Source organism: Pseudomonas sp. TMW22089, from assembly GCF_022496645.1.
GTDB lineage: Bacteria > Pseudomonadota > Gammaproteobacteria > Pseudomonadales > Pseudomonadaceae > Aquipseudomonas > Aquipseudomonas paraversuta.
The window spans coordinates 42,717-68,542 of the sequence record NZ_SCFG01000023.1; the positions used below are offsets into that span (position 1 = coordinate 42,717).

The following is a 25,826-nucleotide window of genomic DNA, read 5'->3' on the forward strand; positions in this document are numbered from 1 at the left end:
CTCGCTTGTTCAAGCCTGCTTCAGTACTGGATTATTCCTGCCTACTTGACCGTTCCAAGGTTTGCGACCACGCTCAGTCCGCGTAGAAAGCTGATACAGACTGAGTCACTGCACTGATGAAGGTCTGAAAGCGCCTCCTAATGTCAGCCCGGCAAAGGGCTGTACCGTCAAGGAATGAAAGACATGTCCGATTTAATCGTAGTGGGATTTTCAGATACCGAAGTAGCAGATCGCGCCCTCACCAAAATGGTTTCGCTCAGCAAAGAGCACCTGGTAGAGCTGGAAGATGCGGTCATTGTCGTTCGTAACGCCGACGGCAAAATCCATATCAAGCAAAGCGTCAATCTTACCGCTCTCGGGGCTACTTCTGGCCTGGTCACCGGCGGCCTTTGGGGGGCACTGGTGGGCCTGCTGTTCCTCAACCCGCTGGCCGGTTTTGCCATTGGCGGCGCTCTGGGCGCAGGCACCGGCGCCCTTTCGGGTTCGTTGAGCGACTACGGGATTGATGACCAGTTCATCAAGTCCCTGAGCGAAACCATCCCCAACGATTCCTCGGCCCTGTTTTTGCTGCTGCGCAAATTCCAGCCGGAAAAAGTGCTGCAAGAGCTTGAAGACTCAAACTTCAAAGGCAAGGTCCTGCGCACCTCGCTGTCCCCTGAACAAGAGCAGAAGCTGCAGGACGCCCTGTCCAAAACCGCGGCAGTGGGTACTACAACCGTCTAAGCCCTTATTCGGGTTGCATCGGCCATTCGGCAGCCTTGATGGCTGCCGGATTCTAACCCAGGCGCACTGCCGTGCCGGTGGCAAACACCACCAGCATCCCGCCACGCCCTGAAGGCATGCTGATTTCGAAGTTCAGCCCGACAATGGCATCTGCCCGCAAGCCCTGCGCCCTGTCGCGAATTTCATCCGTGACCTCGGCACGCGCTTCTTTCAGTGCCCGCTCCAGGGTCTGAGAGCGCCCGCCAAAGAAATCCCGCACTCCGGTAAAAAAATCCCGCACTACGTTGATGCCGTGTACCGACTCGGCACTGACCACTCCCAGGTACTCGGTGATCTGGCGGCCTTCTATTCGGTTGGTGGTGGTGATGATCATGGCGGTTCCTCAAATATTCGCGAGCGGGATGGTGATCCCTGATTGTGCAAAAGATTAACTCAAACCCCCGCACCTTTGCCGCGCCCGCTGCTCTAAACAGGGCTGCGCTGGCCTTATCCGCCTGCAGTGGTACTGTTGTCAAAGCTGTGACAGGCCCCACCCGGGGCTACTATGCTTAAAGCGAATAAATCTAAAGACGTAAGAGTTGGGACCTCTCGCTCGGCAGATGCAGATGGCTGATATGAACTCAATAGCTGCGCCAAGCCACTTTTCGATCCCGCTTACAGGAAGCCCATAATGGTTCAAAGACAAGTCATCAATGCCTCGGTCAGCCCGAAAGGCAGTCTGGAAACACTCTCGCAACGTGAAGTTCAGCAATTGAGCGAAGTCGGCTCAGGCAGCAGTTACACCCTGTTCCGACAGTGCGTGCTGGCGATCCTCAATACCGGCGCCCAGGTCGACAACGCTAAAACCATCCTTGAGGCCTATCAGGATTTTGAGGTGCGGATTCACCAGCAGGACCGTGGCGTTCGCCTTGAACTGCTCAATGCGCCGGCTGATGCATTCGTTGATGGCGAAATGATCGCCAGCACCCGCGAGATGCTGTTCAGCGCCCTGCGCGACATTGTCTACACCCAAAGCGGCCTGGACAGCCCGCGCATCGACCTGAGCACCTCAGCAGGCATCACCGACTATGTGTTCCACCTGCTGCGCAACGCCCGCACCCTGCGCCCGGGCGTAGAACCCAAGATCGTCGTGTGCTGGGGTGGTCACTCGATCAATACCGAAGAGTACAAGTACACCAAAAAGGTCGGCCACGAACTGGGCCTGCGCAGCCTGGACATCTGCACCGGCTGCGGCCCGGGCGTGATGAAGGGGCCAATGAAAGGGGCCACGATTTCCCACGCCAAACAGCGTTTGACCGGTGGCCGTTATCTGGGCCTGACCGAACCGGGCATCATCGCCGCCGAAGCGCCGAACCCCATCGTCAACGAACTGGTGATTCTGCCGGACATTGAAAAACGCCTTGAAGCCTTCGTCCGGGTTGGCCACGGGGTGATCATCTTCCCGGGCGGCGCCGGGACTGCCGAAGAGTTCCTGTATCTGCTCGGTATCCTGATGCACCCGGAAAACAGCGATGTGCCGTTCCCGGTCATCCTGACCGGGCCAAAGGAAGCAGCGCCGTATTTGCAGCAGCTGCATGAATTTGTCGGCGCCACCCTCGGCGAGGCGGCACAGACCCATTACCAGATCATCATCGACAACCCGGCCGAAGTGGCCCGGCAAATGACCTCGGGGCTCAAGGCGGTGAAAATGTTCCGCCGCGAGCGCAATGACGCGTTCCACTTCAACTGGTTATTGAAAATCGATGAGGGCTTCCAGCGTCCGTTCGAGCCCACCCACGCCAATATGGCCAGCCTGCAATTGCGCAGCGACATGCCGGCCCATGAACTGGCGATCAACCTGCGTCAGGCTTTTTCCGGGATTGTGTCGGGCAACGTGAAGGAGAAAGGCATTCACTTGATCGAGCAGCATGGCCCGTACGAGATTCATGGTGACCCGGCAATCATGAAACCGCTGGATAAACTGCTCCATGCATTCGTTGCCCAGCACCGCATGAAACTGCCGGGTGGCGCAGAATACGTACCCTGCTATCGCGTCGTAAGCTGAGCCTGTCCTGAGGGGCATGCCGGGCGGGCAAAAGCGCATTGCGCCCGGCTTGCCCGGCAAAGGATTACTTCAACGGTGCAATTTTTTTGACCGTTTCCAGCCAGGCCGGATCCAGCCGGGTCTGTTCGGTATCGATACCGAGCGCCTCCAGCCGTGCCTTATGCAGATCAATCTCGTGAACCATCTGGCTCAGCGCACTGGAATTGGCGTCCAGCTGGTACATCTGGGTAATCCCCAGGTGATAGAAGCGCAGCAGCTTCATGGCCGTCACATCGCCAGCCATCACCCCCGCCGTCACATGGTGCATGACGTTGGTGACTTTCATCAGACTGCGTTTGAGCTGCCAGCCATACACCGCCGGTGCCATCCAGGGCTGCGACCAGAAGTTGAACCGCACCAGGGCAATGGTGATGAGCAAAGCCACAATCACGCCGGCCAGATTCAAACGGAAATTATCACCACCCTCGACTCCCAGCAGCATCACTGCCAACCCGGATACCAGTAGCGCCAATGCGGCAAAGGTCAGCGCGATGTACAGGGTGCTGCGCCGGGTCTTCTGGCGATAGATCTCGGGGCTGAGCGGTTTTATTTCAAACATCACTGTCACAAAACTCCTGGCTGATTATGAAAGTCCGAGGCGCATTATGCCCGTCCACAAGCCAAGGGGATTGAATCAATCAGCGTAACGCGCGGGGTGCGCTGATTGGCAGTCAAGGTTGCATCGGAATGACGCGATTGGGCTTGACCGCCTTGAACGAGAAACTTGAATAAATTTCCTTTACCGCGGGCAAGGTCTGCAGCACCTCCCGGGCAAATTCACCGAAGGACTCCAGATCTTTGGCCACCACTTCGAGCAAGAAGTCATAACGGCCCGAGATGTTATGGCAGGCAATAATTTCAGGGATGTCCAGCAAGCGCTGCTCAAAATCCCTTGCGGTTTCCCTGGAATGCGAAGCCATCATCAGACTCACAAAAGCTGTCACCCCGTAGCCCAGCTCCCTGGGTGAGAGAATCGCTTGATAGCCACAAATAAGGCCGCTTTCCTCCAGGGCTTTTACCCTTCGCCAACAGGGCGAAGTGGTCAACGAAACTTTCTCGGCCAGTTCGGCAATGGTCAGGCGCGCATTGCCTTGCAGCGCCCTAAGCAGGGCCTTATCGGTTCTATCCAGAGCAATTGGCATAATTTGCCTCCAAGTTTCAGCATGACCGGCTTTTATGCCAATAAACCTGTATTTGGCTGGCCAATATGGAATTTTTATTGTTGGTTTTAAGCATAGCATCGGAGGAAATATCGGAGAGTCCGCCATGACTGACAAGAACAATGACTTCGGTTTTTCTACCCGCGCGATTCATCACGGCTACGATCCACTGCAGAATAACGGCGCGCTGATACCACCGATTTATCTCACCTCAACCTTTGCCTTTCCCACCGTCGAATATGGCGCAGGGTGTTTTGCCGGTGAGCAAAGCGGGCATTTTTACACCCGCATTTCCAACCCGACCCTGGCCCTGCTGGAGTCGCGCATGGCGGCACTGGAAAACGGCGAAGCGGGTGTGGCATTCAGCTCCGGCATGGGTGCGATTGCCGCCACCTTCTGGACCCTGCTCAGACCCGGCGATGAAATCATCGTCAACCGCACGCTATACGGCTGTACCTTTGCCCTCCTGCACCACGGCATCGGCGAATTCGGGGTCAAGGTCAAGCATGTCGACATGTCCGACCTGATCGAACTCGAAGCCGCGATCAGCCCGGCAACGCGCATGATCTACTTCGAATCACCGGCCAACCCCAACATGAAGCTGGTGGATATAGCCGCCGTTTCAGACATTGCCCACAAGCACCAGGACATTGTCGTCGCCATCGACAACACCTACTGCACCCCGTACCTGCAACGCCCGCTGGAACTGGGTGCCGACCTGGTCGTGCATTCGGCCACCAAATACCTCAGCGGTCACAGTGACATTACGGCGGGCATCGTCGTGACCAGTCAGGCTCTGGCAGACCGGATCCGCCTGCAGGGCCTCAAGGACCTCACGGGTGCAGTAATGTCGCCCCAGGATGCCTATCTATTGATGCGCGGCCTCAAGACCCTGGCCTTGCGCATGGACCGCCATTGCAGCAACGCTCAAGTCATCGCCGCTTGTTTGCAGGAGCACCCCGCGGTGGAATGGGTCGCCTACCCCGGCCTGCCCTCTTTTCCCCAGCACGCACTGGCATCCCGGCAAATGAAACTGCCGGGGGGCATGATCGCCTTTGAACTCAAGGGTGGCCTTGCCGCGGGCCAGCGGTTCATGAACGCCCTGCAACTGTTCAGCCGTGCAGTCAGCCTCGGCGGAGCGGAGTCGCTGGCGCAGCATCCCGCGAGCATGACCCACTCCACCTACACCCTGGAAGAACGGGAGCGGCATGATATTTCCGAGGGGCTGGTGAGACTGGCGGTAGGTCTGGAAGACATTGCCGATTTGTTGGCGGATATCGAGCAGGCACTGCAAGCCTGAACCGCATCTGGGCAGCGACTACAGAAAATGCGGTTGTTTGGTAAGCATGTGCACAGGTGTGAACCGATGCTGGCTCAGCCCGGCGGGATCGTCGCCAAAATGCCGATGCCGATGGTCAACGCCAAAAAACCACCTAAAAACCATGCCATCTTGCCCATAACAATTGCCCTCAAACGTTCGTAATAAAACAGGCGCAGAACACCTGCCAGCACCATGGGAGTGATGCCCGGGGCTCACGCCCTTGCCTGTCTCGAAAGGTTGGGGGCAATTCTGCGCCGCGAACTGCACACATAACAGTCGCAGATAATGCGAATAAAAGCGGATCAGTTGTGCGGCAACACAAAGTGGGCCGGCGACACGCTGCGCTGATACTCGGCCACAACGGCCTGGCTCAGGTTGACCACCGCCTCGTTCAACTCCAGGCCGGCACCGGCGCGCCAACTGGCATACACCGAAAAACCCGGAGCGGCCTCGATCGGCAAGGCGATCATCGCCCCGCTCTGCAATTCACGGCTGACCAGTACCGGAGGCAAGGCGCCGATGCCGAAACCGTCGGCTACCAGTTTGATAATGGCCGCCACCGAGTTGATACAGCTGACCCTCGGCGCCGCAATGGCGTGCTGATGCAGAAAGTTGAGCATGTCCTGATGGGGCCGGGAATGCCGGGAGAACGTCAGCAACCGTTCCTGACACAGATCCGCCAGGCTGGCGTAACTGCGATCCTGCGCGCCAGCACGGGCCACGACCCAGCTCAGCGGGTAACTGGCCAGTTGCACGTTGCGTACCCCGTCTGCCCGGAGCAGATCGGTCTGGAACACCAGATCCAGCTGCCCCTTGAGCAATTGCTCACTCAGGTTCAGCGCGGTATCGGCCGTCAGTTCGACTTCGACCTGCGGATAATCGCGGCTCAAGGCACTGATCAACTCGCTCAGCCAACTGTGAATCACGGTGTCCATCACCCCGATCCGCAAGCGCCCGGCAAAGCTGTCGGCCAGGCCCAGGGACTGCTGCAGGCGTTGCTGGGTGGCCAGCATTTCTTCGGCGTAACCCAGCACCTTGTGCCCCTCGCGCGTCAGGCTCACCCCACGCGAGTCACGCAGGAACAACTGCACACCCAGCTCGGTTTCGAGGACCGATATGCGACTGGATATCGCCGCCTGGGTGGTTGAAAGTTTCTCTGCGGTCAGGCGGAAACTGCCAAGACGCGCCACCCAGACGAACGTAAGAAGAAAACGCATGTTCATTAAGGGGGTTTTCTCCGGACCGGAACAAGTGCGTCACTCTAAACCTTTGCCGTGAACTCAATCCAGTCGGCTTAAGTCGGTGATTGGCAAAACTTTTTTGTTCGGGGGTGACAACTTTTTTTGACTGGACGCGTAGCTCAAAGCCACCAACCATATCGGCCAATGATGCTCCCTCATCGGGCGTCAAAAATAAAAAAACACGCTGAGTCCGGCAGCGTACCGATTTTGCGAAAGTGTGCCTGACCGCTTTCGCCTTGCCCGCACCAGCCTGCCCTGGTGTTGCGGCATTCAGCTAAGGGATTTCCCCCTCATGCAAACCGTCGTAAACCTGTGGCCCCTGATTGGCGTGTTCGTCATCATTGCGGGCTTTATACTGCGCTTCAATCCACTGCTGGTGGTGAGCGCGGCGGCTATCGTCACCGGCCTTGCAGCCCACTTCCCCCTGGAAAAAATCATTACCCTGATGGGCGAAGGCTTTCTCCAGACCCGCGCCCTGCAACTCATTCTGTTATTACCCCTGGCGGTGATCGGCCTGCTGGAGCGCCACGGTTTGCGCCTGCATGCACAAAACTGGATCGCCAGCTTTCAGCGGGCAACCGTCGGCCGGCTGCTGATCATGTACCTGTTCCTGCGTGAAGCCACCGCCGCGGTGGGCCTGACCAGCCTGGGCGGTCATCCGCAAATGGTGCGCCCGTTGCTGGCCCCCATGGCCGAGGGTGCGGCCGAGAACAAATACGGCAAGCTGCCGGACAAGGTGCGACACAAGGTGCTGGCCATGTGCGCCGCCACCGATAACATCGGCCTGTTCTTTGGCGAAGATATTTTTGTCGCCTTTGGTGCCATCGCCCTGATGCATACCTTCCTGCTGGGCTCGGGGCTGGATGTCGAGCCGCTGCACATTGCCTTCTGGGGCATCCCCACCGCCATCTGCGCCTTTATCATCCATGCATTACGCCTGTATCGCTTCGATCTGATGCTGTCACGCAGCATGGCCGAAGTCGCCCAAGACGATGCTGACGCGGCGAAGGAGCTGGCACGATGATTATCTCTATCGAGTATTTCTACTGGCTGGCCGGCGCGCTGTTGCTGATCACCGCGGGCATGATCGCAACTGACCGCACCCACCCCAAGCGCTGGACCAGCAGCCTGTTCTGGGCACTGTTCGCCATGGTATTTCTGATTGGTGACCGGCTTTCGCCGTTCGTGGTCGGGGTTGGCGTGCTGGTGATGGCCGTTATTGCCGGCATCGGTGGCGTCGGTCGCGGCGCCCATGCCGAGTTGCACGTCAAAGCTGCACGGGCCAGCGCCGGCCGCCTGGGCCACAAGCTGTTTATCCCGGCGCTGTCGATTCCACTGGTAACGGTGATTGGCTCGGTGCTGCTCAAAAACGTCCAGATCGGCGGCGTACCGCTGCTCGACCCGAAGAACACTACCTTCGTATCGCTGGGCATCGGCTGCATGGTGGCACTGGTACTGGCTTGCATTCTGACCCGCGACACACCGCTGCAGGGCTTGCGCGAGTCCCGGCGTCTGACCGAAGCCCTGGGCTGGACCATGGTATTGCCGCAAATGCTGGCCATGCTCGGCCTGCTGTTCAATGACGCCGGAGTCGGCGCGGCAGTCGCCCACGTCACCACCGCCTACATCAACATGGACTACCGTCTGGTAGCAGTGATGGTCTACGTGCTGGGCATGGCCCTGTTTACCGTGATCATGGGTAACGGCTTTGCTGCATTCCCGGTGATGACCGGCGGTGTCGGGGTGCCAATACTGGTGGGGGTCTACGATGCCAACCCGGCAGTGATGGCGGCGATCGGCATGTTTTCCGGCTATTGCGGCACCCTGATGACGCCAATGGCAGCCAACTTCAATATCGTGCCCGTCGCCCTGCTGGAGCTGCCGGACAAATACGCCGTGATCAAGGCCCAGATGCCAACGGCGCTGCTGATGCTGGTGGTCAATATCGTCCTGCTTTATCTGTTGATGTGAGGCCCGCCATGCGCACTGTGCTGCTGACCGGTTTTGAACCGTTCGACCAAGATACGATCAACCCGTCCTGGGAGGCCGTGCGCCTTCTGGACGGCGTTTTGCTCAGCGATGATGTGCGCATCGTCGCCCGCCTCTTGCCCTGCGCCTTCGCCGAGGCGCCAGCCCGGCTTACCGAGTTTCTGGCGCAATTGGCACCCGAGATGGTGATTGCCGTAGGCCTGGCAAGCGGCCGTGCGGACTTGTCGCTCGAACGGGTGGCAATCAACCTCAATGACGCGCGGATCCCCGACAACCAGGGCCTGCAACCGATCGACACGCCGGTGGTGGCGCAAGGGCCTGCAGCGTATTTCAGCACCTTGCCGATCAAGGCCATGGTGCGGGCAATCAAGGCTGCCGGCATTGACGCCTCGGTATCCCATACAGCCGGCACCTTTGTCTGCAATCAGGTGTTCTATAGCTTGCAGCATGCTCTCGCCGGCTCGGGAGTACGCAGTGGCTTTATCCATATCCCCACGCTGCCGCAACTGGCCCTGGAGTCCGGGGTGCCGTCCATGGCACTGGAGACTGTGGTTCAAGGGCTGCGGATTGCCCTGATCAGCGCGCTGAACACCGAACAGGATGTGCTTGAAACCGGCGGTCAGGTGAGCTGATCGCTGAATCCCGGCCCTTGGCGTCATGGGTGGCAGCCAGCCAGGGGCCTTGATGACAGCCCCCTGCGAGGGCAATTTCACCCGCCCTTGATTGAGCCCCCACGCTCGGCGCCCTCTGGCAGCAGGGCCATACCGCACCTCGCGCTCTAGAATCCTACGCAGCCATTCATTATGAGATTTGTTTTCTATTTATATGCATATTTATAGAATAACTTTTACCAAAAATCTGATAACAGGCAAAAACATTCAATATTTTTCGCTCCATTAGTCGGTACCATTTTCCTCACACTTTGCAGGAAGGTACCGCTGTAATGCATGACGCCATGACTCGCTACATACACGCCGGAAGAACCCCGCAGGCCTTCGGCGGGCTGGTCAACACCCCGGTCTTTCGCGGTTCGACCGTCCTGGCGGACAGCTTCGCCAGCTGGGAAGCGAGCAAAAAAAACGGCAATCCCTACTCCAACTATGGACGCTTCGGCACGCCCACCACCCGCTCGTTCGAGCAGGCCATGGCCGAGCTTGAAGGCGGCCATGGCTGCCTGGTTTTCCCTTCGGGCCTGGCAGCCTGCACCCACGCCCTGCTGGCTTTTGTCAGTGCCGGCGATCATGTGCTGATGACTGACAACATCTACGGGCCCACACGTACGTTTGCCAGCAATGTACTGAGCCGCCTGGGGGTTGAAGTCGAGTATTTTTCACCGCTGATTGGCGCCGGTATTGCTGCCCTCATGCGCCCCAACACCCGGGTAGTCTTCACCGAATCACCGGGCTCGCTCACGTTCGAGGTGGCCGACCTGCCTGCAATCTGCGCTGCCGCCCACGAGGCAGGCGCCTTTGTGCTGCTGGACAATACCTGGGCATCCCCCCTGTACTTCAAGCCGTTTGAACATGGGGTTGATGTGTCCATCCAGGCGGCCACCAAATACATCGTCGGCCACTCGGACGCCCTGCTGGGCACGGCCACGGCCAACCAGAAGGCCTGGGAGATCCTTAAAGCCGGGGCCCATGATTTCGGGCAGACCGCCAGCCCGGACGACTTGTTTCTGGCACTGCGTGGCTTGCGCACCCTGCCGATCCGCCTGCAACAACACTGGCGTAGCGGCGTGGCACTGGCGCAAAGCCTGAGCGAGCACCCGGCCATCAGCCAAGTGCTGCACCCGGCCCTGGCCAATGACCCCGGGCATGACCTCTGGAAGCGGGATTTTCTGGGCGCCAGCGGCCTGTTCTCGATACGGGTCAAAACCCGGGACACAGCCGTGCTGGGGCGGCTGTTCGATAATTTGCAACTGTTCGGGATCGGGCTGTCCTGGGGCGGCTTCGAAAGCCTGGTGGTCCCGGTCGGCCAGCCTGTGCGCAGCTGCACCCGCCAGCCCGACGAAGGTTATTTGATTCGGGTACATGCCGGGCTGGAACACATCGACGACCTGGTCGAAGACTTCCATCGGGCTCTGGATATAGCGTTTAAACAATGCAGGGTTGCGGTGGCCTGAACCCATCGCGAGCAAGCTCGCTTCTACAAGTCTGCGCTGTGGCGACTACACACCTTATGGCGCATAGCGCAGAGGCAGCCGCGTGGAATACTTGATTTGCTCCATGGAAAAACTCGAGCTGATGTCGGCCAGACCCGGGATGCAAATCAACTGTTTGTAAACCCCGTCATAGGCCGCGACATCCGGCACTGCCACCCGCAACAGGTAATCCGTGTCACCCGCCATCCGATAGACCTCCACCACCTCATCCACTGCCGAGACCGCGGCGTGAAACTGCGCCAGCCAGTGCGCATTGTGTTGCGTGGTTTTGATCGACACGAACACCACCACCCCGACATTGAGTTTGTGGCCGTCCAGCAAGGCGACCCGGGCACGGATGATTCCGGACTCTTCCAGCTTCTGAATCCGCCGCCAGCACGCCGTGCTGCCCAAGCCAATCTGGTCGGCAATCTCGGCCACCGGCCGCGTGCAATCGGTTTGCAGAATTTGCAGGATGGCCCGGTCAAGCTTGTCCATGGAGGTCTTTACCTTGCTGGAAAAATGGAACGGCTCAGCCCTTGGCTGCCATTGCGGTCACTTCCACACGCATGCCTTCGACTGCCAATGCGGCTACACCCACGGCGGCGCGAACCGGCCATGGCCTGGCAAAGAAACGCTTGTACACCTCGTTGAATGCCGCGCGGTCAGCCATGTCCGTGAGGTAAATGGTCAGATGCAAGACCCGGTCCATGGAGCTGCCTGCGCGTTCCAGCGCGACCTTGAGCGCTTGCAGCGTGCATTCGCTCTGCTCGGTGATACCCCCCAGTTCCAGGCTGCCATCGGCACGGGTGGGAATCTGGGTGGAAACCAGCAGGCCGGCAAAACCGGCCACGTCGGACGAGATCGATTGGGTGTCTGGATCAGGGGTGAAGGTGATGTCTTGGTTGGCCATGTAAATCTCTTTTTGTTGGGGAACTGTCACGCTTGAAGCGCCACAGTTTACAGCCTCAGCGTCGGAACGTTGTTGATCGAGTCTTAAATAACCGCAACCCGTACCGTCACTGTGGCGACTTGCGCGGCAATCGCGCCAGTCAAACAAGCGCTCATCCGCACTTGCCGGGGTGACTTTTTGTCATGACATCCTCTACAGCTGCTGCTCATTGTCAGCCTCAAGCCTGCGCTCCTATTTTGCTATTTCGTTCCAGCCAAGGAGTAGCAAACATGCATCACTCATCTGAGCACACCCCCGACATCCAGTCCGCCGCCAGCCTGCTCAACAGCGGCGATGTGTATTCCGGCGCCTACAACTTTATGAGCAGCATCAGTGCCGGGGTCGATCCACGCACCGGTGCGTTCTCGGCCTCGATCAGCCTGCCCACAGGCGCCGCCAATGATTTGCGCGGGCCCATCGGCCAATTGCATCTGAGCCATAGCCCGCTGATGACAGCCGACCAGGGCTTTGGTCTGGGCTGGATGCTCGGCACCACCTCCTGGGACGGTGTCAGCCAACAACTGCAGCTCAATTCCGGCGAGCGCTTTCGCGGTGAGATTGTCGGCCAGAGCATGCGTTTCCCCGATGTGCGCTTGCCGGTGGTAACGGTCACGGTGCAGCGCCAGGAAATGTGGATCCGGCATAACGACGGCAGCTGTGAACGCCTTATCCCCTTACCCGGACATCCAAGCCTGTGGGTGGTCAGCACCCTGGTGGGTGCCGATGGCAGCGCTCTGAGGTTTGACTGGCGTTCGGTTGGCAACGCGGCCTACCTGCAAAAAATCAGCGATGCCCAGGGCCGCACGGTGCTGGCACTGACCTACGAGGGCGTGCTGACCCATCTGACGTTGCAACCGGATACCCCCTCACAGGTGGTGATGTCTTTTCACCGGGTCTCCGGGCAGTTGCGCCGAGTGACGGTGGACGGCCTGCCCGACAGTGGCTGGCAGTTTGAATACACCCGCAGTGATTCAGGCCTGTTGCTGCTGAGCAAATGCACCCAGCCCACCGGCAGCACCGAAGAGGTGACCTATAGCGAGGCAAACGGTCTGGCGTTGCCGCCGGGGGCACCGTTTGCGCGGATGCCGGTGGTCAGCCAGACCCGCAAGGACCCGGGAGACGGCCAGACGGTGCAACTGGTTCGCTATGACTACGGCCTGTACGGCAGCAACAACTATTTTGGCTGGCCGGCGGTACGTCAGTGGCGCAACCGCGAAGACAATCTCTATCACCTGACCGGTGCCGGGGATTTCCTCTACGGCTCCACCGAAACCCTGATGGATGCCCGGGGTACTGTTTTGCAAACAGTGTCCCGCACCTTTAACCGCTTTCACCTGCTGACCCGTGAACGCACGCAACAGGGCCAGACGCTGCAGGAAACCGAGACCACCTATTACGACGAGCCGTGGCTGCCCATTGCCCGGCAACTGCCGTATTTCCAGTTCCCGCATAAAGTCATTACCCGCAAGGCGCAGCTGGATGGCCAACGGGTACTGCGGGAGCTTGTTACCGAAGAAGAAACCCGCTACGACGAGCTGGGCAACCCGGTGTGGCACCGCAATGCATTGGGGGTCGTTGAAGAGTCCGAGTACTACCCGGTAACCGGTGAGAGCGACAACTGCCCGGCCGACCCATTGGGCCGCATCACCCGTCTGAAAAGTCGTACGGTCAGCCCCCCACCCGGCACCGAAGGCCCGGTCAAGCAGACCCAATATCGCTATCAATCCCTGCCCGTGCGTGGGGATGCTCCAGGGTTTGCATTGCCGACTTTTATCCAGAGCAGCGAAGAGCGGTTGCTGCTGGTTGAAGGCGACAAACCCACTGAATTGGGCCGTTCCAGCCAGACCTTTATCAATGCTCCGGCCTCACCCCATCACGGCCGTATGCTCAGCGAAACCCAAAGGGTACAGGGCAAAAGCACCACCCGGACCTACAGCTACACCCTGACCCAAGCGCCAGACGCCCGCTCTCTTCAACGTGCCGTGCTGCAGGAAAATGTCACGATTACAGGTCACGATGGCCAGTCAACTGTTGCGCAATCGTCGCAGGATTTGTACTCCGGCCTGATGGTCACCGAGCAGACCGACGAGCAGTTGCGCATGGCCTTTGCCCACGATGCCCTGGGGCGTGTGACTCAGGAAGTCGCGGCTCCGGATTCAGCCTTCGAGGCCAAGGTCAACTGGGCCTATTCCTTGTCAGCGAACGAGCGCTGCCAGACCCGAATCGGCGCTTCCGGGCGTAAGGAAACTGTCTGGCTCGATGGCATGGCCCGGGAAATCCGCCGTGAAAAACAAACCGACAGCGGTGAGACCTATACCGCCTGGACTGCCGAATATGACGTGCTGGGCCGGGTGTTCCGTGAAACGACTTACGATCCCGGTAACGAAGACGTCCCGGCCCTGAGCCTGACCACTGAGCGGACCTTTGATGACTGGGGCAATGTGCTGACCGAAACCGGCGCGGACGGTGTCACCCAGCACACCCTGGCCGACCCGGTGGCCCTGACCGGCAGCAGCTGGCAGACCGACGCCAATGGCGTGGCCGGGGCCAGAACAGTCACCACCCACACCCTGGATGGCAAGCCGCTGACCGAGCGATTGTATTGCGCAGACGGCGTACTTCAGCACGAATTGAGCTGGACCTATGACGGGTTGGGCCGCTGCATCAGCCAGTCCGATGCCATGGGCCGGGAGACCCGGCAGGAGTGGGATGTACTGGACCGACTGGTATCCACCACCCTGCCCGACGGCAGTGTCATCAAGCGCACCTATGCCGAAGGCCATGACAGTGAATTGCCGGCTACGGTATCGATTAGCCACCCTTCATTGGGCAGTAATGAAGTCCTGCTGGGCGAGCGCAAATATGACGGTCTGGGCCGACTGGTGTGGGAAAAGGTCGGGCAGAGTGTCTCCAAATGGGAATATGCCGAAGGAGAAATCCACGCCCATAGCCAAATCCTGCCCGACGGTACCCGGGTGCAGAGTGAGCGCCAACCGGAACTGGGCGACGCATTGCTGTCGCTGCAAGCGCCCGGGATCAGTGTGTTCAATAAATACGATCCGCTAAGCGGCCGTTTGCTGGAATCCCGGGGCAATCTGGGTCTGCAAAAAGATCACTGGTCTCCGTCCGGCCAACTGAGCAAAGCCGACTACGCCTGGCACGGCGACCAGCCGCGCTCGCAACAGCAAAGCACTACACCGGCGGGCACAGTGACGCGGCTGACCGATGCCGACGGCGCCGAACAGCGCTGCCAATACGACGAATTGGGTCGCTTGATTCAACAGCAAGGCCCTGACGTCACTATTAGCGTCACCTACGATGCAGCCTCGCGAATTCATCAGCAGCGCACGCAATCTATAGACGGCTCGCGGGACATGACCGTAACCCTGGGCTACGACAGCCTGGGCCGTCCGGCCCGCCGAGAAACGGCTACCCGTACGCCCACCCGACAGTCCCTTGAAATCCAGACCCAGCAATGGCGTAAAGACGGCAAGCTTGCGCAGCGTGAACTGACCCGTGACGGTGTTCTGGTGCGTAGTGAAAGCTTCGACTACGACCTGCGCGGAAGGGTGATTGCGCACCGTCTGCACGGTGAGGATTTACCGCAGGATGCTCACGGCCACCCTTACCGCGAGCAACACTTCCAGTACGACGCCCTCGACAATATTCGTCGACTGGAAACGGTCTTTGCCGACGCCAGCGCCAACAATGTCAGTGTATTCGGCTACAACCCCGCCGACCTTACCCAACTGCTTAGCGTCAGCCACAGCCGCGCCGATTACCCGGCACCGGTAACCCTGGAGTACGACGCGCTGGGCAATCTCAAACGCGACGAGCGCGGTAATCCACTGCACTACGACGCCCTGGGCCGACTCATTGGCGTCACCCTGCCTACAGGCGAACGCCGCTGGCACTACGGCCCGGCGGGCAACATCATCAAGACCGAGGATCTGCGCGGCCCGCGCTGGCGCTACCACACCGGCGGTCAACTCAGTTGCGAGGTGGGTGAAGACACTCAAACCCGCTGGGTACGGGCCGGTGACGTCCCGGTGGCAGAAAGCCGACTGGCATCAGCGGTGCGCGAAGTGATGCTGCTGGGCACCGATGCCCAGGGTTCGATAACCACTGAGGCCAATGACGGGATCAATGCCCCGGTCTACGGCGCCTACGGCCAGAGCCAGCCCGGCACCAGCCGACTGGGCTACGCCGGCGCTTTGCGCGAACAGGACAGCGGCTGGTATTTCCTGGGTGATTACCGCATCTATAACCCCGCACTGATGCGCTTCCACAGCCGTGACAGCCTCAGCCCCTTCGGCGAAGGCGGGCTCAATGGCTATGCCTACTGCGCCGGGGATCCGGTCAACCGCATCGACCCGTCGGGCCATTCGTGGCTGGACTGGCTGTTGCCGGCGGCCGGTCTCGCGCTGGCACTGGTCGGCACCGTGGCCTCCCTGGGTGCGTTGGCGGCGCCCACTGCGGCGCTGACCGCCAGCTATGTAACGGCAGTCACCACCGCGACCCTGAGCGTGGTGTCGCTGGCAGCGGATGTGGCCTCGATAGCCTTGCTGGCCACCGGCAATGAAAACGCCGGGCGGATTCTGGGCTGGGTGGGCATGGCAACGGGTCTGGCCTCGGCGGCTCCGTCAATGGCCGGGGCTGCGGCCAAGGGAGTTAAAAGTGCCGGCAAATTCGTAGGCAGCTGGCAGCACAAACTGCAACATGCCGGGGGGGCTACGAGAGGCCGCCGTGCATTACCCGGGGGAACCCAGCGAGTGACACCCATGCGCGACATGGATCTGTCCTATTTGCTGGAACAAACACCGATCCGGAATAGCTTTTTGCCGCACTTGTCCCGTAGTGATTTGCAAAGTTTAGGGCAAACCAATTCGGCTAACAGGCGCGCCGTTTATAGCAGGCCCCTGGAACTTCCGTCGGCAGCTCCCGTGAGCGTTATCTCTGACGGGAACCTCTATCTGGCTAACGGAGGGTTTCTCGATCACAACCCGGCCTACATCAGAGAAGTCAGACAAATCGTATCCGGCACTCATCCCCACTATTACCCCTGGCAGCTGGGGGAAGCCGGAATCAGCAACCCAAGTGCCTTGAGGATCGTCAGCAGAAGGGAATTAGACCGCTATACGGACCATATAGCCCGACATGGTCGACCAAGGCTGATGAGCCCACTGCAGGAATTGGCCGAAGCTGATTATCAATGGCTTCATTCTCGCACGGCGCAGCGGCCTGCCTCGCCTCCCCAGGAGGCCACTATAAGGCAGAGAACCCAGAGGTGCCGGATTCTGTAGTGCTGTACCTGAGTTAACTCCAGCAGAGTGACTCAGGTCTGTTTCGGCTCTATCTCGACTGCCATTGCGAAACGTTTATGGCGCCCCTGATGCGCTGCTGATTAAACCGCCGGGGCCAGGATCAAACCTGGTTCCGGCGTTTAGCCACTCACCTGAAGTCTTGTTCGAAGCAGCACTTCAATAACCCCTGCCCGGCAAGGTCCGGCTCCCCGTGGCGTAATTCGTGCATTCAAATTCGACCCTTCTTGCCTGAATCCGCCATGCGCCCCAAGGAACTGAAACTCTGGACCACCGGTGTCGCCCATCTGCTGGCCTTGCCTGCCGGGCACGGGCGACTGGCGGGCTTGAGCCACTGGCTAAGGCAGGTCTGCCCGATCGATCACTTTGTTCTGTTCGTCTACGAAGGCAATCACCGGCCGCTGGCCCTGTTCGATACCTTCTCGGCGGACAAGCGTGCGGTGTATGTCGATGACTATCAGTGCGGGCCTTACTTGCTGGACCCTTTCTACCTGGCCTGCACCCGCGCGCAACCACCGGGGCTGTGGCGCCTGCGCCAGTTTGCACCCGACCATTTCTATCTCGGCGAGTACTACCTGACCTACTACCAGCAAACCGGACTGGCCGAGGAAGTGGCCTTTTTCGTCGACCTGGGCGCAGGCGCCATGGCCGTGCTGTCACTGATGCGCAGCACCGCCAGTTGCGCCTTCAGTCGCGATGAAATGCAGTTGATCGAGTGCGCACAAGCGGTGGTCGAGCAGGTGATCAATGAAGCCTGGCGCTTGCGCCAGACCGAGCAGCCGCGCCCGGCCCAGGATCTGGACTTCAAGATCCGCGAGGTCTTCGATCACTTTGGCGCCCACATCCTCACCGTGCGCGAGCAGGAAATCGTGCAACTGCTGCTGCGCGGCCATTCCAGCGCCTCGGTGGCCGAGCAACTGGGCATCAGCCCCGGCACGGTGAAGATTCACCGCAAGAACATCTACGCCAAACTGGGCATAGGCAGCCAGTCGGAATTGCTCGGGCTGTTTATCCGCGACCTCACCGGCCAGGAGCTGGTTGTCGAGCCCTGACACCTGATAACGACTCTATCCCCCAAGGGATATATACAGCGCAAAACCCCGATTGCTAGTTTGACCCCCGACGCGCTGATTCATCACTGCAAGGGAGCCGGACCGTGAACGACAACCCGCCAAGCGACATCGAATTCTGCAATGTGGTCAAACGCTACGGCGAGGTATCAGCCGTTAACGGGCTGAACTTCGCCGTGCGCCGTGGCTCATTTCATTCTTTCCTCGGCGGCTCCGGCTGCGGCAAAACCACCACCCTGCGCATGATCGCCGGCTTCGAACAACCCAGCAGCGGCGAAGTGTTGCTGGCGGGCAAAAACGTGGCCGGCGTGCCTGCATTCGAACGACCGGTGAATATGGTGTTTCAGCATTACGCACTGTTCCCGCATTTGACCGTGGCGCAAAACATCGCCTACGGCCTGCGCTACCGCAACCCGCGGCCGGACAAAAAAACCCAGCTGCGCATGGCCGACGAGGCCCTGGAGATGGTGCGCCTGAGCGGCTTCGGCCAGCGCAAGCCCAGCGAGCTGTCCGGCGGCCAGCAACAGCGCGTGGCCCTGGCCCGGGCGCTGGTCAACAAACCCACGGTATTGCTGCTGGATGAGCCGCTGGCAGCCCTGGATCGCAAGTTGCGCAAGGAGATGCAGTCCGAGTTGCTGCGCCTGCAACGGGAGGTCGGCATCACCTTCGTACTGGTCACCCATGACCAGGAAGAAGCCTTGTCGATGAGTGACAGCATCAGCGTGATGCACAACGGCTCGATCATTCAGACCGCCACCCCGGAGCAACTCTACGAAGCCCCGGCCAGCCGCTACGTGGCCGATTTCATTGGCGAGTCCAACCTGTTCAACGGCACGGTGCGCCAGCTGCAGGGCAACTCGGTGGTGCTGCGCACCGAGCAGGGGCTGGAGCTTGAAAGCCCGCTGACCCCCACCGGCAAAACCTTGAGCGCCGATGCCCCGGGATGCATCGCCGTGCGCCCGGAGCTGATCAGCATTGCCGGCGCCAACGCCGACATGCTTCGCGAAGTGAAGCTGCCAGGCCGCGTGGAAGACCGCATCTATCTGGGCAACTGCACCGAATATCGCGTGCGCACCCAGGCCTTCGGGGTGATTTGCGTGCGTGTCCCACGCCAGCAGGATCACCCGGCCAATGCCTTCGAACACGGCGCAGCCGTGAGTGTCGGCTGGGATCACGCCAACGGCCTGGCCATGGCGTTGTAAATCAACGATTCGTTTCAACAACCGAATGTGGAGCGCGTTATGGACCAGAAGACATTTATCAAAAACCTGCGCAGCTGGCAGAACGGCTCGATCAGCCGTCGCGACTTCCTGGGACGCACCGGCCTGGGGGTTGCCGCAGCCGTGGTCGCCAGCAACATGCCCGGCCTGCTGATGTCCAGCGCCCAGGCGGGCGAGCAAAAACTGTCGAGCGATCGCCTGGCGCTGGCCACTTGGCCGAATTATCACAGCCAGGAAAATCTTGACGACTTTGGCAAAACCAGCGGCGCACGGGTGTCCATGAGCGTGTTCGGTTCCAACGAAGAAATGCTCGCCAAGCTGCAAGCCGGCGGCAGTGGCTGGGACGTACTGGTGCCCACCAACTACACCATCAGCACCTACGTCGGCCTGGGCCTGATCGAACCTCTGGACCTGGCGCGCCTGCCCAATTTCGATGCCTCGGCCTTCCAGCAAAAGTTCATGGCCCAGGGCACGGTGGACGGCAAGGTTTACGCGGTGCCGAAAAACTGGGGCACCACCGGGATGCTCTACGACAGCGAAAAACTCAAGGACGGCCCCGCCAGCTGGAAAGCGTTCTGGGCCGCCGCCCAGGGTCCCGCCAGCGGCCGCACCATGGTCCACGACTACCAACTGACCGCCATTGGCAACGCCCTCAAAAGCTTCGGCTACAGCTTCAACTCTCTGGACCCGAAAGAGCTGGCAGATGCCGAGAAACTGCTGATCGAAGTCAAGCCGCACCTGTTTGCCATCAACTCCGATATCCAGCCATCGATGCGCAGCGGCGATGCCTGGCTGGCGATGTCCTGGACCGGTGACGCCTCGCAGCTGCATCGCGACCTGCCGCAGATGCAATACGAGCTGGGCAAGGAAGGAGGCGAACTGTGGAGCGACTTCTTCGCGATCCCCAAAAGCTCCGAGCACAAGGACGCTGCCTACGCCTTTATCAACTACCTGCTCGACCCTCAGCACAACAAGCTCGAAGTCTTGAGCCACGGCTACCCCAGTGGTGACAAGCGGGTCGACGCCCTGCTGCCGGTCGCCCTGCTTGAAGACCCGATCATGTACCCGGCCGCCGAAGCCCTGAGCCCGCTGGAGTTCGGTGCCGCCGCCACACTCACCAGTCCGGCACGGGCTGAACTGATGGCCCGTTTCAAGTCCGCCTGATGCTTTGCCATGGCCATTGAGGAGCCCCCCCATGAACGCCGCCGCCCACCCGCAATCGGTACAGCCGGGCACAGCCCTGTCAGTCGGGGCACGCCAGCGGCGCAGCCTCGGCCGGCGGATGACGCTGCTCATGCTGTTGCCATCGACCCTGTGGTTCCTGCTGTTGCTGCTGATGCCGCTGCTGATCATTCTGGTCTACAGCTTCGGCGAACGCAGTGCCGTGGGCGGCTATGCCGCCGGCTTCACCCTGGACAACTACCTGAACCTCGGTTCGCGGGCCGCCGCGTTCAGCAACACCTTGATCCTGGCGCCACTGGGCACTCTGGTGTGCCTGGTGGCGGCCTACCCGCTGGCGTACTTTCTGGCGCTCAAGGTGAGCAAGAACCGTTCGCTGCTGCTGACCCTGGTGATAGTGCCGTTCTGGACCAGTTTCCTGATCCGCACCTATGCCTGGATCTTCCTCCTCAGCGGCAAAGGCATTCCGGCGCTGCTGGCCAGTTTCGGCCTGGAAGACGTACGCCTGATCAACACCCCGTGGGCAGTGCTGATCGGCATCGTTTACGGCTACTTGCCGCTCATGGTGTTTCCGATCTATGTCAGCCTGGAAAAACTCGACAAGCGCCTGCTGGAAGCCTCCGCCGACCTGGGTGCCAGTGCCTTTGAAAGCTTTCGGCGCATCACCCTGCCACTGAGCGCACCGGGGGTGATTACCGGGGTGATGCTGGTGTTTATCCTGCTGATGGGCGAGTTCCTGATCCCGGCCATTCTCGGCGGCGGCAAAGTGTTCTTTCTCGGCAACGCGCTGGTCGACCTGTTCCTGCAATCGCGCAACTGGCCATTTGGCAGTGCGCTGGCAATGACTCTGGTGGCGATGATGCTGGTGATCATCGGTGTGTATCTGAAACTGGTGGCGCGCTATGGCGGCCGTCCTGTCGACTCGGGGGTGTGACATGTGGCTGCGCAGCTATTCGACATCGTTGTATCTGTTTCTCTACGCGCCGATTGCCCTGATCGTACTGTTCAGCTTTAACGCCGGGCGCAGCGGCCTGGCATTCGAATGCTGCTCGGTGCAATGGTTCGGTCGCGCCTTCGGCAACCCGTTCATCATGGAGGCGCTGGCCCATAGCGCATTCATTGCCTTGACCAGCGCGGTAATAGCCACCCTGTTCGGTACCCTGGCGGTATTCGGCCTGCAACGGGCCGGGCCCAGGGTGCGGCTGATGTTCGATGCCCTGACCTATTGCGCGATCATCGTTCCCGGGATCGTCATCGGCATCTCGACCCTGATTGCCTTCATCAGCCTGTTCGACTTCATCAACCCGTTGCTGGCCAGCTGGATACCTGCCGCGCCGCGCCTGAACATGGGCTTTGCCACGGTCATTGCGGCGCACTCATTGTTCACCATGGCGCTGGTCATGGTGATTGTGCGCAGTCGCGTCGACTCCCTGGACAAAGCCTTGCTGGAGGCCTCGGCCGACCTGTATGCGCCGCCGATGCAGACGTTCTGGCGGGTCACGCTGCCGCAGATCAGCCCGGCGATCATGGCCGGGTTCCTGCTGGCATTCACCTTCAGCTTCGACGATTTCATCATCGCCTTCTTTGTCGCCGGCTCCGAAACCACCTTGCCGATTTACATCTTTTCCTCCATTCGCCGCGGCGTGACGCCGGAGATCAACGCTGTCTCGACCGTCATTATTTGCCTGTCACTGTTGCTGCTGTTCACTTCCCGTCATCTGCAAAGCCGCCGTACCAACAGCCAGGAGTCTCAGCATGCGTGACCAGCTTTATATCAACGGCGAATGGGTGGGTGCGGACCTGGGGGGCTTGCTCGACGTCATCGATCCGGCCACCGGCCAGGTTTTTCACCGGGTCGCGGCCGGCACTGAAGAAGACATTGATCATGCCGTGCGCGCAGCCCGCCGCGCGTTCGACAGTGACTGGGGCAAAACCAGCGGCGCCGAGCGCGGGCAATGGCTCGACGCCCTGGCCGATGAACTGCAGCACCACCAGCAGGGACTTGCCGAGCTGGAAGTGCGCGATAACGGCAAGCCGCTGCCCGAAGCCCAGTGGGATGTTGGCGATGCGATTGGCTGCTTTCGCTATTACGCGGGGCTGGCCCGGGAACTGGATCAGCAACAGGATCAACCGCTGCCATTGCCCGACCCGCGTTTTCGCTGCCGGATCCGCCATGAACCGATTGGCGTGGCCGGGCAAATCATCCCGTGGAACTACCCGTTGCTGATGGCGGCATGGAAGGTGGCCCCGGCATTGGCCGCCGGCGCCACCCTGGTGCTCAAGCCCTCGGAACTGACTCCGCTCACGGCCCTTGAACTGGCCGCTGCCGCAGACCGTATCGGCCTGCCGGCCGGGGTCCTGAACATTGTGACCGGGCTTGGCACTGACGCCGGCAGCCCCCTCACCGAGCACCCGGCAGTGGACAAACTGGCCTTCACCGGCAGCGTGCCCACCGGCTCGAAAATCATGACGGCGGCGGCCCGCAGCATCAAAAACATCAGCCTCGAGCTCGGCGGTAAATCGGCCTTTATTGTGTTCGACGATGCCGATATCGATGCCGCCGTGGAATGGATTCTGTTCGGCATTTTCTGGAATCAGGGTCAGGTGTGCAGCGCCACCTCACGCCTGCTGGTGCAGGAAAGCATCGCTGCGCGGTTAATCGAGCGGCTGGTGGAGGAAACCCGAAAAATCACCATCGGCCCCGGCCTGCAACCCGGGGTGTTGCTTGGCCCCCTGGTGAGTCAGGGCCAATACGACAAGGTCCTGGGCTACATCGATCAGGGGCTCGCCAGCGGCGCTCGTCTGCTCACTGGCGGTCAGCGCCCCGGGCATCTGCAAGAGGGCTATTTCATCCAGCCGGCAATCTTCGACGAACCGGGGCATAACAGTATTCTATGGCGTGAAGAAGTGTTCGGGCCGGTGTTATGTATCAAGCGCTTCAAGACCGAAGAGCAAGCCGTGCAAATGGCCAATGCCAGCCGCTTCGGCCTCGCCGCTGCCGTGATGAGTGCCGACCTGCACCGCACCAGCCGGGTGGCCAACCAGTTGCGGGCGGGCATAGTCTGGGTCAACTGCTCGCAACCGACCTTTGTCGAAGCGCCGTGGGGCGGCATGAAACACAGCGGCATTGGCCGCGAACTCGGCCAGTGGGGGCTGAACAATTATCTGGAAACCAAGCAGGTGACCGAGTACATCGATGACCGGCCGTGGGGCTGGTATCTGAAATAACCGCCATGGGCACCCTGCCTGTTGCAGACAGGGCGCCCACGGCTCACTCGATCAGGCTCAATGCCGATCCCGCCAGTTTCGCCACTTGCATCACGCCACCCGGATCTTCATGGTCTTCAAGCATCCAGCTCGCGGACAGCCCTGCCCAGGCAAGGACCCAGCACAACAATCTGCTGCGATCAATACCGCTGGCGGCTGCCACGATTTCCAGACGCCGGGCAAAGCGGCCTGGGGCCAGCGCACTGTGGTGATCGGGGTTGCAGAAAATGTTGGCGTAATCGAATCCGCGTTCTCCGAAGAGCCCCTTGGGGTCGATGGCCAGCCAGCCGGCCGCGCCGAAATCGAGCACGTTGCCATGGTGGACATCGCCGTGCAGCACCCCGACGTCCCGGGGACTGGCCAGCAGTTCGCGGGCACTGGCGGCGCAAAGCTGCAGAATGCCGCCGTGGGCCGCCGCTGCGCCCCATAGCGACTCGAAACGCTGTTGCAGCGGGACCAGAGCCGGAAGCGGCTTTGGCGACGGTTTATGCAAACGGCCGATAACCCTGCACAGAATGTGCGTGGCCTGATCATCGGCGTCGTCTGCGACCATCCCCGCAAGCGTGGCGCGGCCCTGGGCACGCTGCAACAGCAACGCCTCATGGTCATGGGCCAGCACCGGTGCCGCTCCCTCCCCCGCCCACCAGGCCATCAGTTGAGCGCCGGCCTGCTCTTCGGGCTCTTGCGAGACTTTAAGCATGGCCGGCTGCCCGCCCTGGCTGACAGGCAACAAATAACCATTGCGCGAAGCAAAGGCCTCACCCTCGATGGTCAGTTGCCATTGCTCCAGCCAGGGCGTGAACAGGTCGTGATTCAATTCTGGATTATTCACCCGGGCTCCTGATTCTCAGCGCAATGGCGGCAAACCATAGGCGGCCAGATCAACATCCGCCAGCTTGCGCAAAATCTGGTCGGCGTGCTGGCATTTGCTGTCGGCCATGGCTTCGTCGGGCACCGCAATAGCGGCCATGTTGGCGGCCTTGGCGGCGGTCACGCCAAAGGGCGAATCCTCGAACACCAGGCAATCCTCGGGTGCCACGCCCAGACGCCGGGCAGCCGTCAGAAAGATGTCGGGCGCAGGTTTGGCGGCGCCGACTTCAGGGTCGTCAGCGGTAACAATGGTGTCGAACAAGTTAAACCATTCGCGGTGCAAGGTCGTCTTGTGCGCAAGGGAATGGCGCGACGAACTGGTGCCCACGGCAATCGGGATGTTATGCGCCTGCAAGTGCCGCACCAGCGCTTCGGCCCCCGGCATGCCCAGGGCCTTGGGGAAACGCTCGCTCAACAGCGGTTCGCGCACGAGCAGAAACTCGTCCACCGTGAGCGGCAACTCCAGGGCCTTGACCAGAATGGCCGCCAGGTCCCGGGCACCGCGACCGATGATTTGCTGCTTGATCTCCCAGCCATAGGTGCGCCCGTAGCGCGCGGCGATAATCTGTGTCACTTCGCTGTAGATACCCTCTGTATCCAGCAACAAACCGTCCATATCAAAAATTACGGCCTTGATCGGGCCCACAGCAGTACGCGGTGCGTTCATCACAACAGATCCATGCAAGGGACTAAAAGGATTCAGCACAATAACGGTCAGGCTTGCCTGAATGCCAGCGGCAACAGAAATAAGTAGCGGCTTCCATCGCTGGCAAGCCAGCGCCCACCAGGACTGGCTGCTCCAGCGAACCTAATTCCCCGGCTACAGTCAGATAGTGCATGCATCTACAGTCAACCGGGGCGCATTTCATGGACACCTTCAAGCACTTGCTCAACAACTGGGAAGCAAAAGCCAGACAGACCGGCGAACGGGTGGAATACACCCTGACCCTGGATAAACACGACCTGATCAAAATCAAGGCGCTGGCCCAGGCCTATGGCCTGGATGAAGCGACCATCACTGAGGGGCTACTGCACTCAGCAGTCATGGAAGCAGAGAAATCCATGCCCTATGTACAGGGCTCGGAAGTGATCCGGGTTGAAGACGGTGAAGAGGTCTATGCCGATGCCGGCAAGACGCCGGCATTCGTGGCAGCGGAACAGACATTATCCAAAAGCATGGGCAGTAGCTGATAACAGCAGCACTGCAAAGGGCAGTTGATTGCGACTGCCTGCCGGGCAACACGGCTCAAACCCTCATTTAGTCATGCCAGGCTGTACTGTTGTGCA

24 protein-coding genes are annotated in these 25,826 nt (G+C 60.3%); 15 read left to right on the plus strand and 9 right to left on the minus strand.

From position 1 onward, the window contains the following. Positions 1-183 precede the first annotated feature (183 nt). Positions 184-723 (plus strand): DUF1269 domain-containing protein, encoded by a 540-nt coding sequence (locus tag EQV90_RS17875; RefSeq protein ID WP_003442386.1) that lies wholly within the window; start codon positions 184-186, stop codon positions 721-723. A gap of 52 nt (positions 724-775) precedes the next feature. On the opposite strand, the gene EQV90_RS17880 is transcribed toward EQV90_RS17875, so the two are convergent. Beyond that, positions 776-1,096 carry a YbjQ family protein gene (locus tag EQV90_RS17880; protein ID WP_003442385.1) on the minus strand — a complete coding sequence of 107 codons (321 nt, stop codon included), beginning with the start codon at positions 1,094-1,096 and terminating at the stop codon, positions 776-778. 297 nt (positions 1,097-1,393) lie between these two features. On the opposite strand from EQV90_RS17880, the gene ppnN reads away from it, so the two are divergent. After that, on the plus strand, positions 1,394-2,767 hold the full coding sequence (gene ppnN, locus EQV90_RS17885) for a nucleotide 5'-monophosphate nucleosidase PpnN (RefSeq protein WP_003442384.1): 1,374 nt from the start codon (positions 1,394-1,396) through the stop codon (positions 2,765-2,767). A 64-nt stretch (positions 2,768-2,831) separates the two neighbouring features. On the opposite strand, the gene EQV90_RS17890 is transcribed toward ppnN, so the two are convergent. Then, on the minus strand, positions 2,832-3,365 hold the full coding sequence (locus EQV90_RS17890; protein ID WP_240878499.1) for a DUF3087 family protein: 534 nt from the start codon (positions 3,363-3,365) through the stop codon (positions 2,832-2,834). A 112-nt stretch (positions 3,366-3,477) separates the two neighbouring features. After that, on the minus strand, positions 3,478-3,948 hold the full coding sequence (locus tag EQV90_RS17895; protein WP_240878508.1) for an Lrp/AsnC family transcriptional regulator: 471 nt from the start codon (positions 3,946-3,948) through the stop codon (positions 3,478-3,480). Between the two features lie 124 nt (positions 3,949-4,072). Here EQV90_RS17895 and EQV90_RS17900 point away from each other — a divergent pair, with 124 nt between their 5' ends. After that, complete coding sequence (locus EQV90_RS17900) at positions 4,073-5,266, plus strand: methionine gamma-lyase (RefSeq protein WP_010657419.1); 1,194 nt, start codon at positions 4,073-4,075, stop codon at positions 5,264-5,266. 74 nt (positions 5,267-5,340) lie between these two features. Here the strand turns inward: EQV90_RS17900 and EQV90_RS17905 are convergent, their stop codons facing one another. Further along, the gene (locus tag EQV90_RS17905; protein ID WP_156428478.1) at positions 5,341-5,481 is read right to left on the minus strand and encodes a hypothetical protein; all 141 of its coding nucleotides are present in this window, start codon (positions 5,479-5,481) and stop codon (positions 5,341-5,343) included. 108 nt (positions 5,482-5,589) lie between these two features. Next, positions 5,590-6,510: a LysR family transcriptional regulator gene (locus EQV90_RS17910; protein ID WP_003442380.1), complete on the minus strand. Its 921-nt coding sequence runs from the start codon at positions 6,508-6,510 to the stop codon at positions 5,590-5,592. Positions 6,511-6,820: 310 nt separating this feature from the next. Between EQV90_RS17910 and EQV90_RS17915 the strand changes: the two genes are divergently transcribed. From EQV90_RS17915 to metC, 4 genes are all read left to right on the plus strand, one after another. Further along, on the plus strand, positions 6,821-7,552 hold the full coding sequence (locus EQV90_RS17915) for a DUF969 domain-containing protein (RefSeq protein WP_003442379.1): 732 nt from the start codon (positions 6,821-6,823) through the stop codon (positions 7,550-7,552). Then, the gene (locus EQV90_RS17920) at positions 7,549-8,499 is read left to right on the plus strand and encodes a DUF979 domain-containing protein (protein ID WP_003442378.1); all 951 of its coding nucleotides are present in this window, start codon (positions 7,549-7,551) and stop codon (positions 8,497-8,499) included. The genes EQV90_RS17915 and EQV90_RS17920 overlap by 4 nt, the downstream gene beginning before the upstream one ends. Positions 8,500-8,507: 8 nt before the next feature. Then, positions 8,508-9,149 carry a pyroglutamyl-peptidase I gene (gene pcp / locus EQV90_RS17925; protein ID WP_240878500.1) on the plus strand — a complete coding sequence of 214 codons (642 nt, stop codon included), beginning with the start codon at positions 8,508-8,510 and terminating at the stop codon, positions 9,147-9,149. Positions 9,150-9,472: 323 nt separating this feature from the next. Continuing rightward, positions 9,473-10,642, plus strand: a complete 1,170-nt coding sequence (metC, locus tag EQV90_RS17930) for a cystathionine beta-lyase (RefSeq protein WP_236010230.1) — start codon at positions 9,473-9,475, stop codon at positions 10,640-10,642. A gap of 54 nt (positions 10,643-10,696) precedes the next feature. On the opposite strand, the gene EQV90_RS17935 is transcribed toward metC, so the two are convergent. Then, a complete protein-coding gene (locus EQV90_RS17935; RefSeq protein ID WP_003442375.1) occupies positions 10,697-11,158 on the minus strand; it encodes an Lrp/AsnC family transcriptional regulator in 462 nt (153 codons plus the stop codon). A gap of 34 nt (positions 11,159-11,192) precedes the next feature. Beyond that, complete coding sequence (locus tag EQV90_RS17940) at positions 11,193-11,573, minus strand: RidA family protein (RefSeq protein WP_003442374.1); 381 nt, start codon at positions 11,571-11,573, stop codon at positions 11,193-11,195. A 269-nt stretch (positions 11,574-11,842) separates the two neighbouring features. Here EQV90_RS17940 and EQV90_RS17945 point away from each other — a divergent pair, with 269 nt between their 5' ends. From EQV90_RS17945 to EQV90_RS17975, 7 genes are all read left to right on the plus strand, one after another. After that, on the plus strand, positions 11,843-16,915 hold the full coding sequence (locus EQV90_RS17945; RefSeq protein WP_240878501.1) for an RHS repeat-associated core domain-containing protein: 5,073 nt from the start codon (positions 11,843-11,845) through the stop codon (positions 16,913-16,915). A 260-nt stretch (positions 16,916-17,175) separates the two neighbouring features. Beyond that, on the plus strand, positions 17,176-17,985 hold the full coding sequence (locus EQV90_RS17950) for a LuxR family transcriptional regulator (RefSeq protein ID WP_010656326.1): 810 nt from the start codon (positions 17,176-17,178) through the stop codon (positions 17,983-17,985). A 104-nt stretch (positions 17,986-18,089) separates the two neighbouring features. After that, positions 18,090-19,205 carry an ABC transporter ATP-binding protein gene (locus tag EQV90_RS17955; RefSeq protein WP_003442368.1) on the plus strand — a complete coding sequence of 372 codons (1,116 nt, stop codon included), beginning with the start codon at positions 18,090-18,092 and terminating at the stop codon, positions 19,203-19,205. 39 nt (positions 19,206-19,244) lie between these two features. Further along, entirely contained in the window at positions 19,245-20,387 is a 1,143-nt protein-coding gene (locus EQV90_RS17960) for an extracellular solute-binding protein (RefSeq protein ID WP_003442367.1), read from the plus strand. 31 nt (positions 20,388-20,418) lie between these two features. Beyond that, complete coding sequence (locus EQV90_RS17965) at positions 20,419-21,336, plus strand: ABC transporter permease (RefSeq protein ID WP_003442359.1); 918 nt, start codon at positions 20,419-20,421, stop codon at positions 21,334-21,336. Position 21,337: 1 nt separating this feature from the next. Further along, positions 21,338-22,165 (plus strand): ABC transporter permease, encoded by an 828-nt coding sequence (locus EQV90_RS17970; protein WP_003442357.1) that lies wholly within the window; start codon positions 21,338-21,340, stop codon positions 22,163-22,165. Further along, complete coding sequence (locus EQV90_RS17975; protein ID WP_161718994.1) at positions 22,158-23,630, plus strand: aldehyde dehydrogenase family protein; 1,473 nt, start codon at positions 22,158-22,160, stop codon at positions 23,628-23,630. The genes EQV90_RS17970 and EQV90_RS17975 overlap by 8 nt, the downstream gene beginning before the upstream one ends. Positions 23,631-23,673: 43 nt before the next feature. Here the strand turns inward: EQV90_RS17975 and EQV90_RS17980 are convergent, their stop codons facing one another. Together EQV90_RS17980 and EQV90_RS17985 are read right to left on the minus strand one after the other, a co-directional pair. Continuing rightward, positions 23,674-24,501 (minus strand): aminoglycoside phosphotransferase family protein, encoded by an 828-nt coding sequence (locus EQV90_RS17980; protein ID WP_240878502.1) that lies wholly within the window; start codon positions 24,499-24,501, stop codon positions 23,674-23,676. Positions 24,502-24,516: 15 nt separating this feature from the next. Next, positions 24,517-25,206 carry an HAD-IA family hydrolase gene (locus tag EQV90_RS17985; protein WP_240878503.1) on the minus strand — a complete coding sequence of 230 codons (690 nt, stop codon included), beginning with the start codon at positions 25,204-25,206 and terminating at the stop codon, positions 24,517-24,519. Positions 25,207-25,376: 170 nt separating this feature from the next. On the opposite strand from EQV90_RS17985, the gene EQV90_RS17990 reads away from it, so the two are divergent. Continuing rightward, positions 25,377-25,730, plus strand: a complete 354-nt coding sequence (locus EQV90_RS17990; RefSeq protein WP_232286852.1) for a hypothetical protein — start codon at positions 25,377-25,379, stop codon at positions 25,728-25,730. The last annotated feature ends 96 nt before the right edge of the window (positions 25,731-25,826 follow it).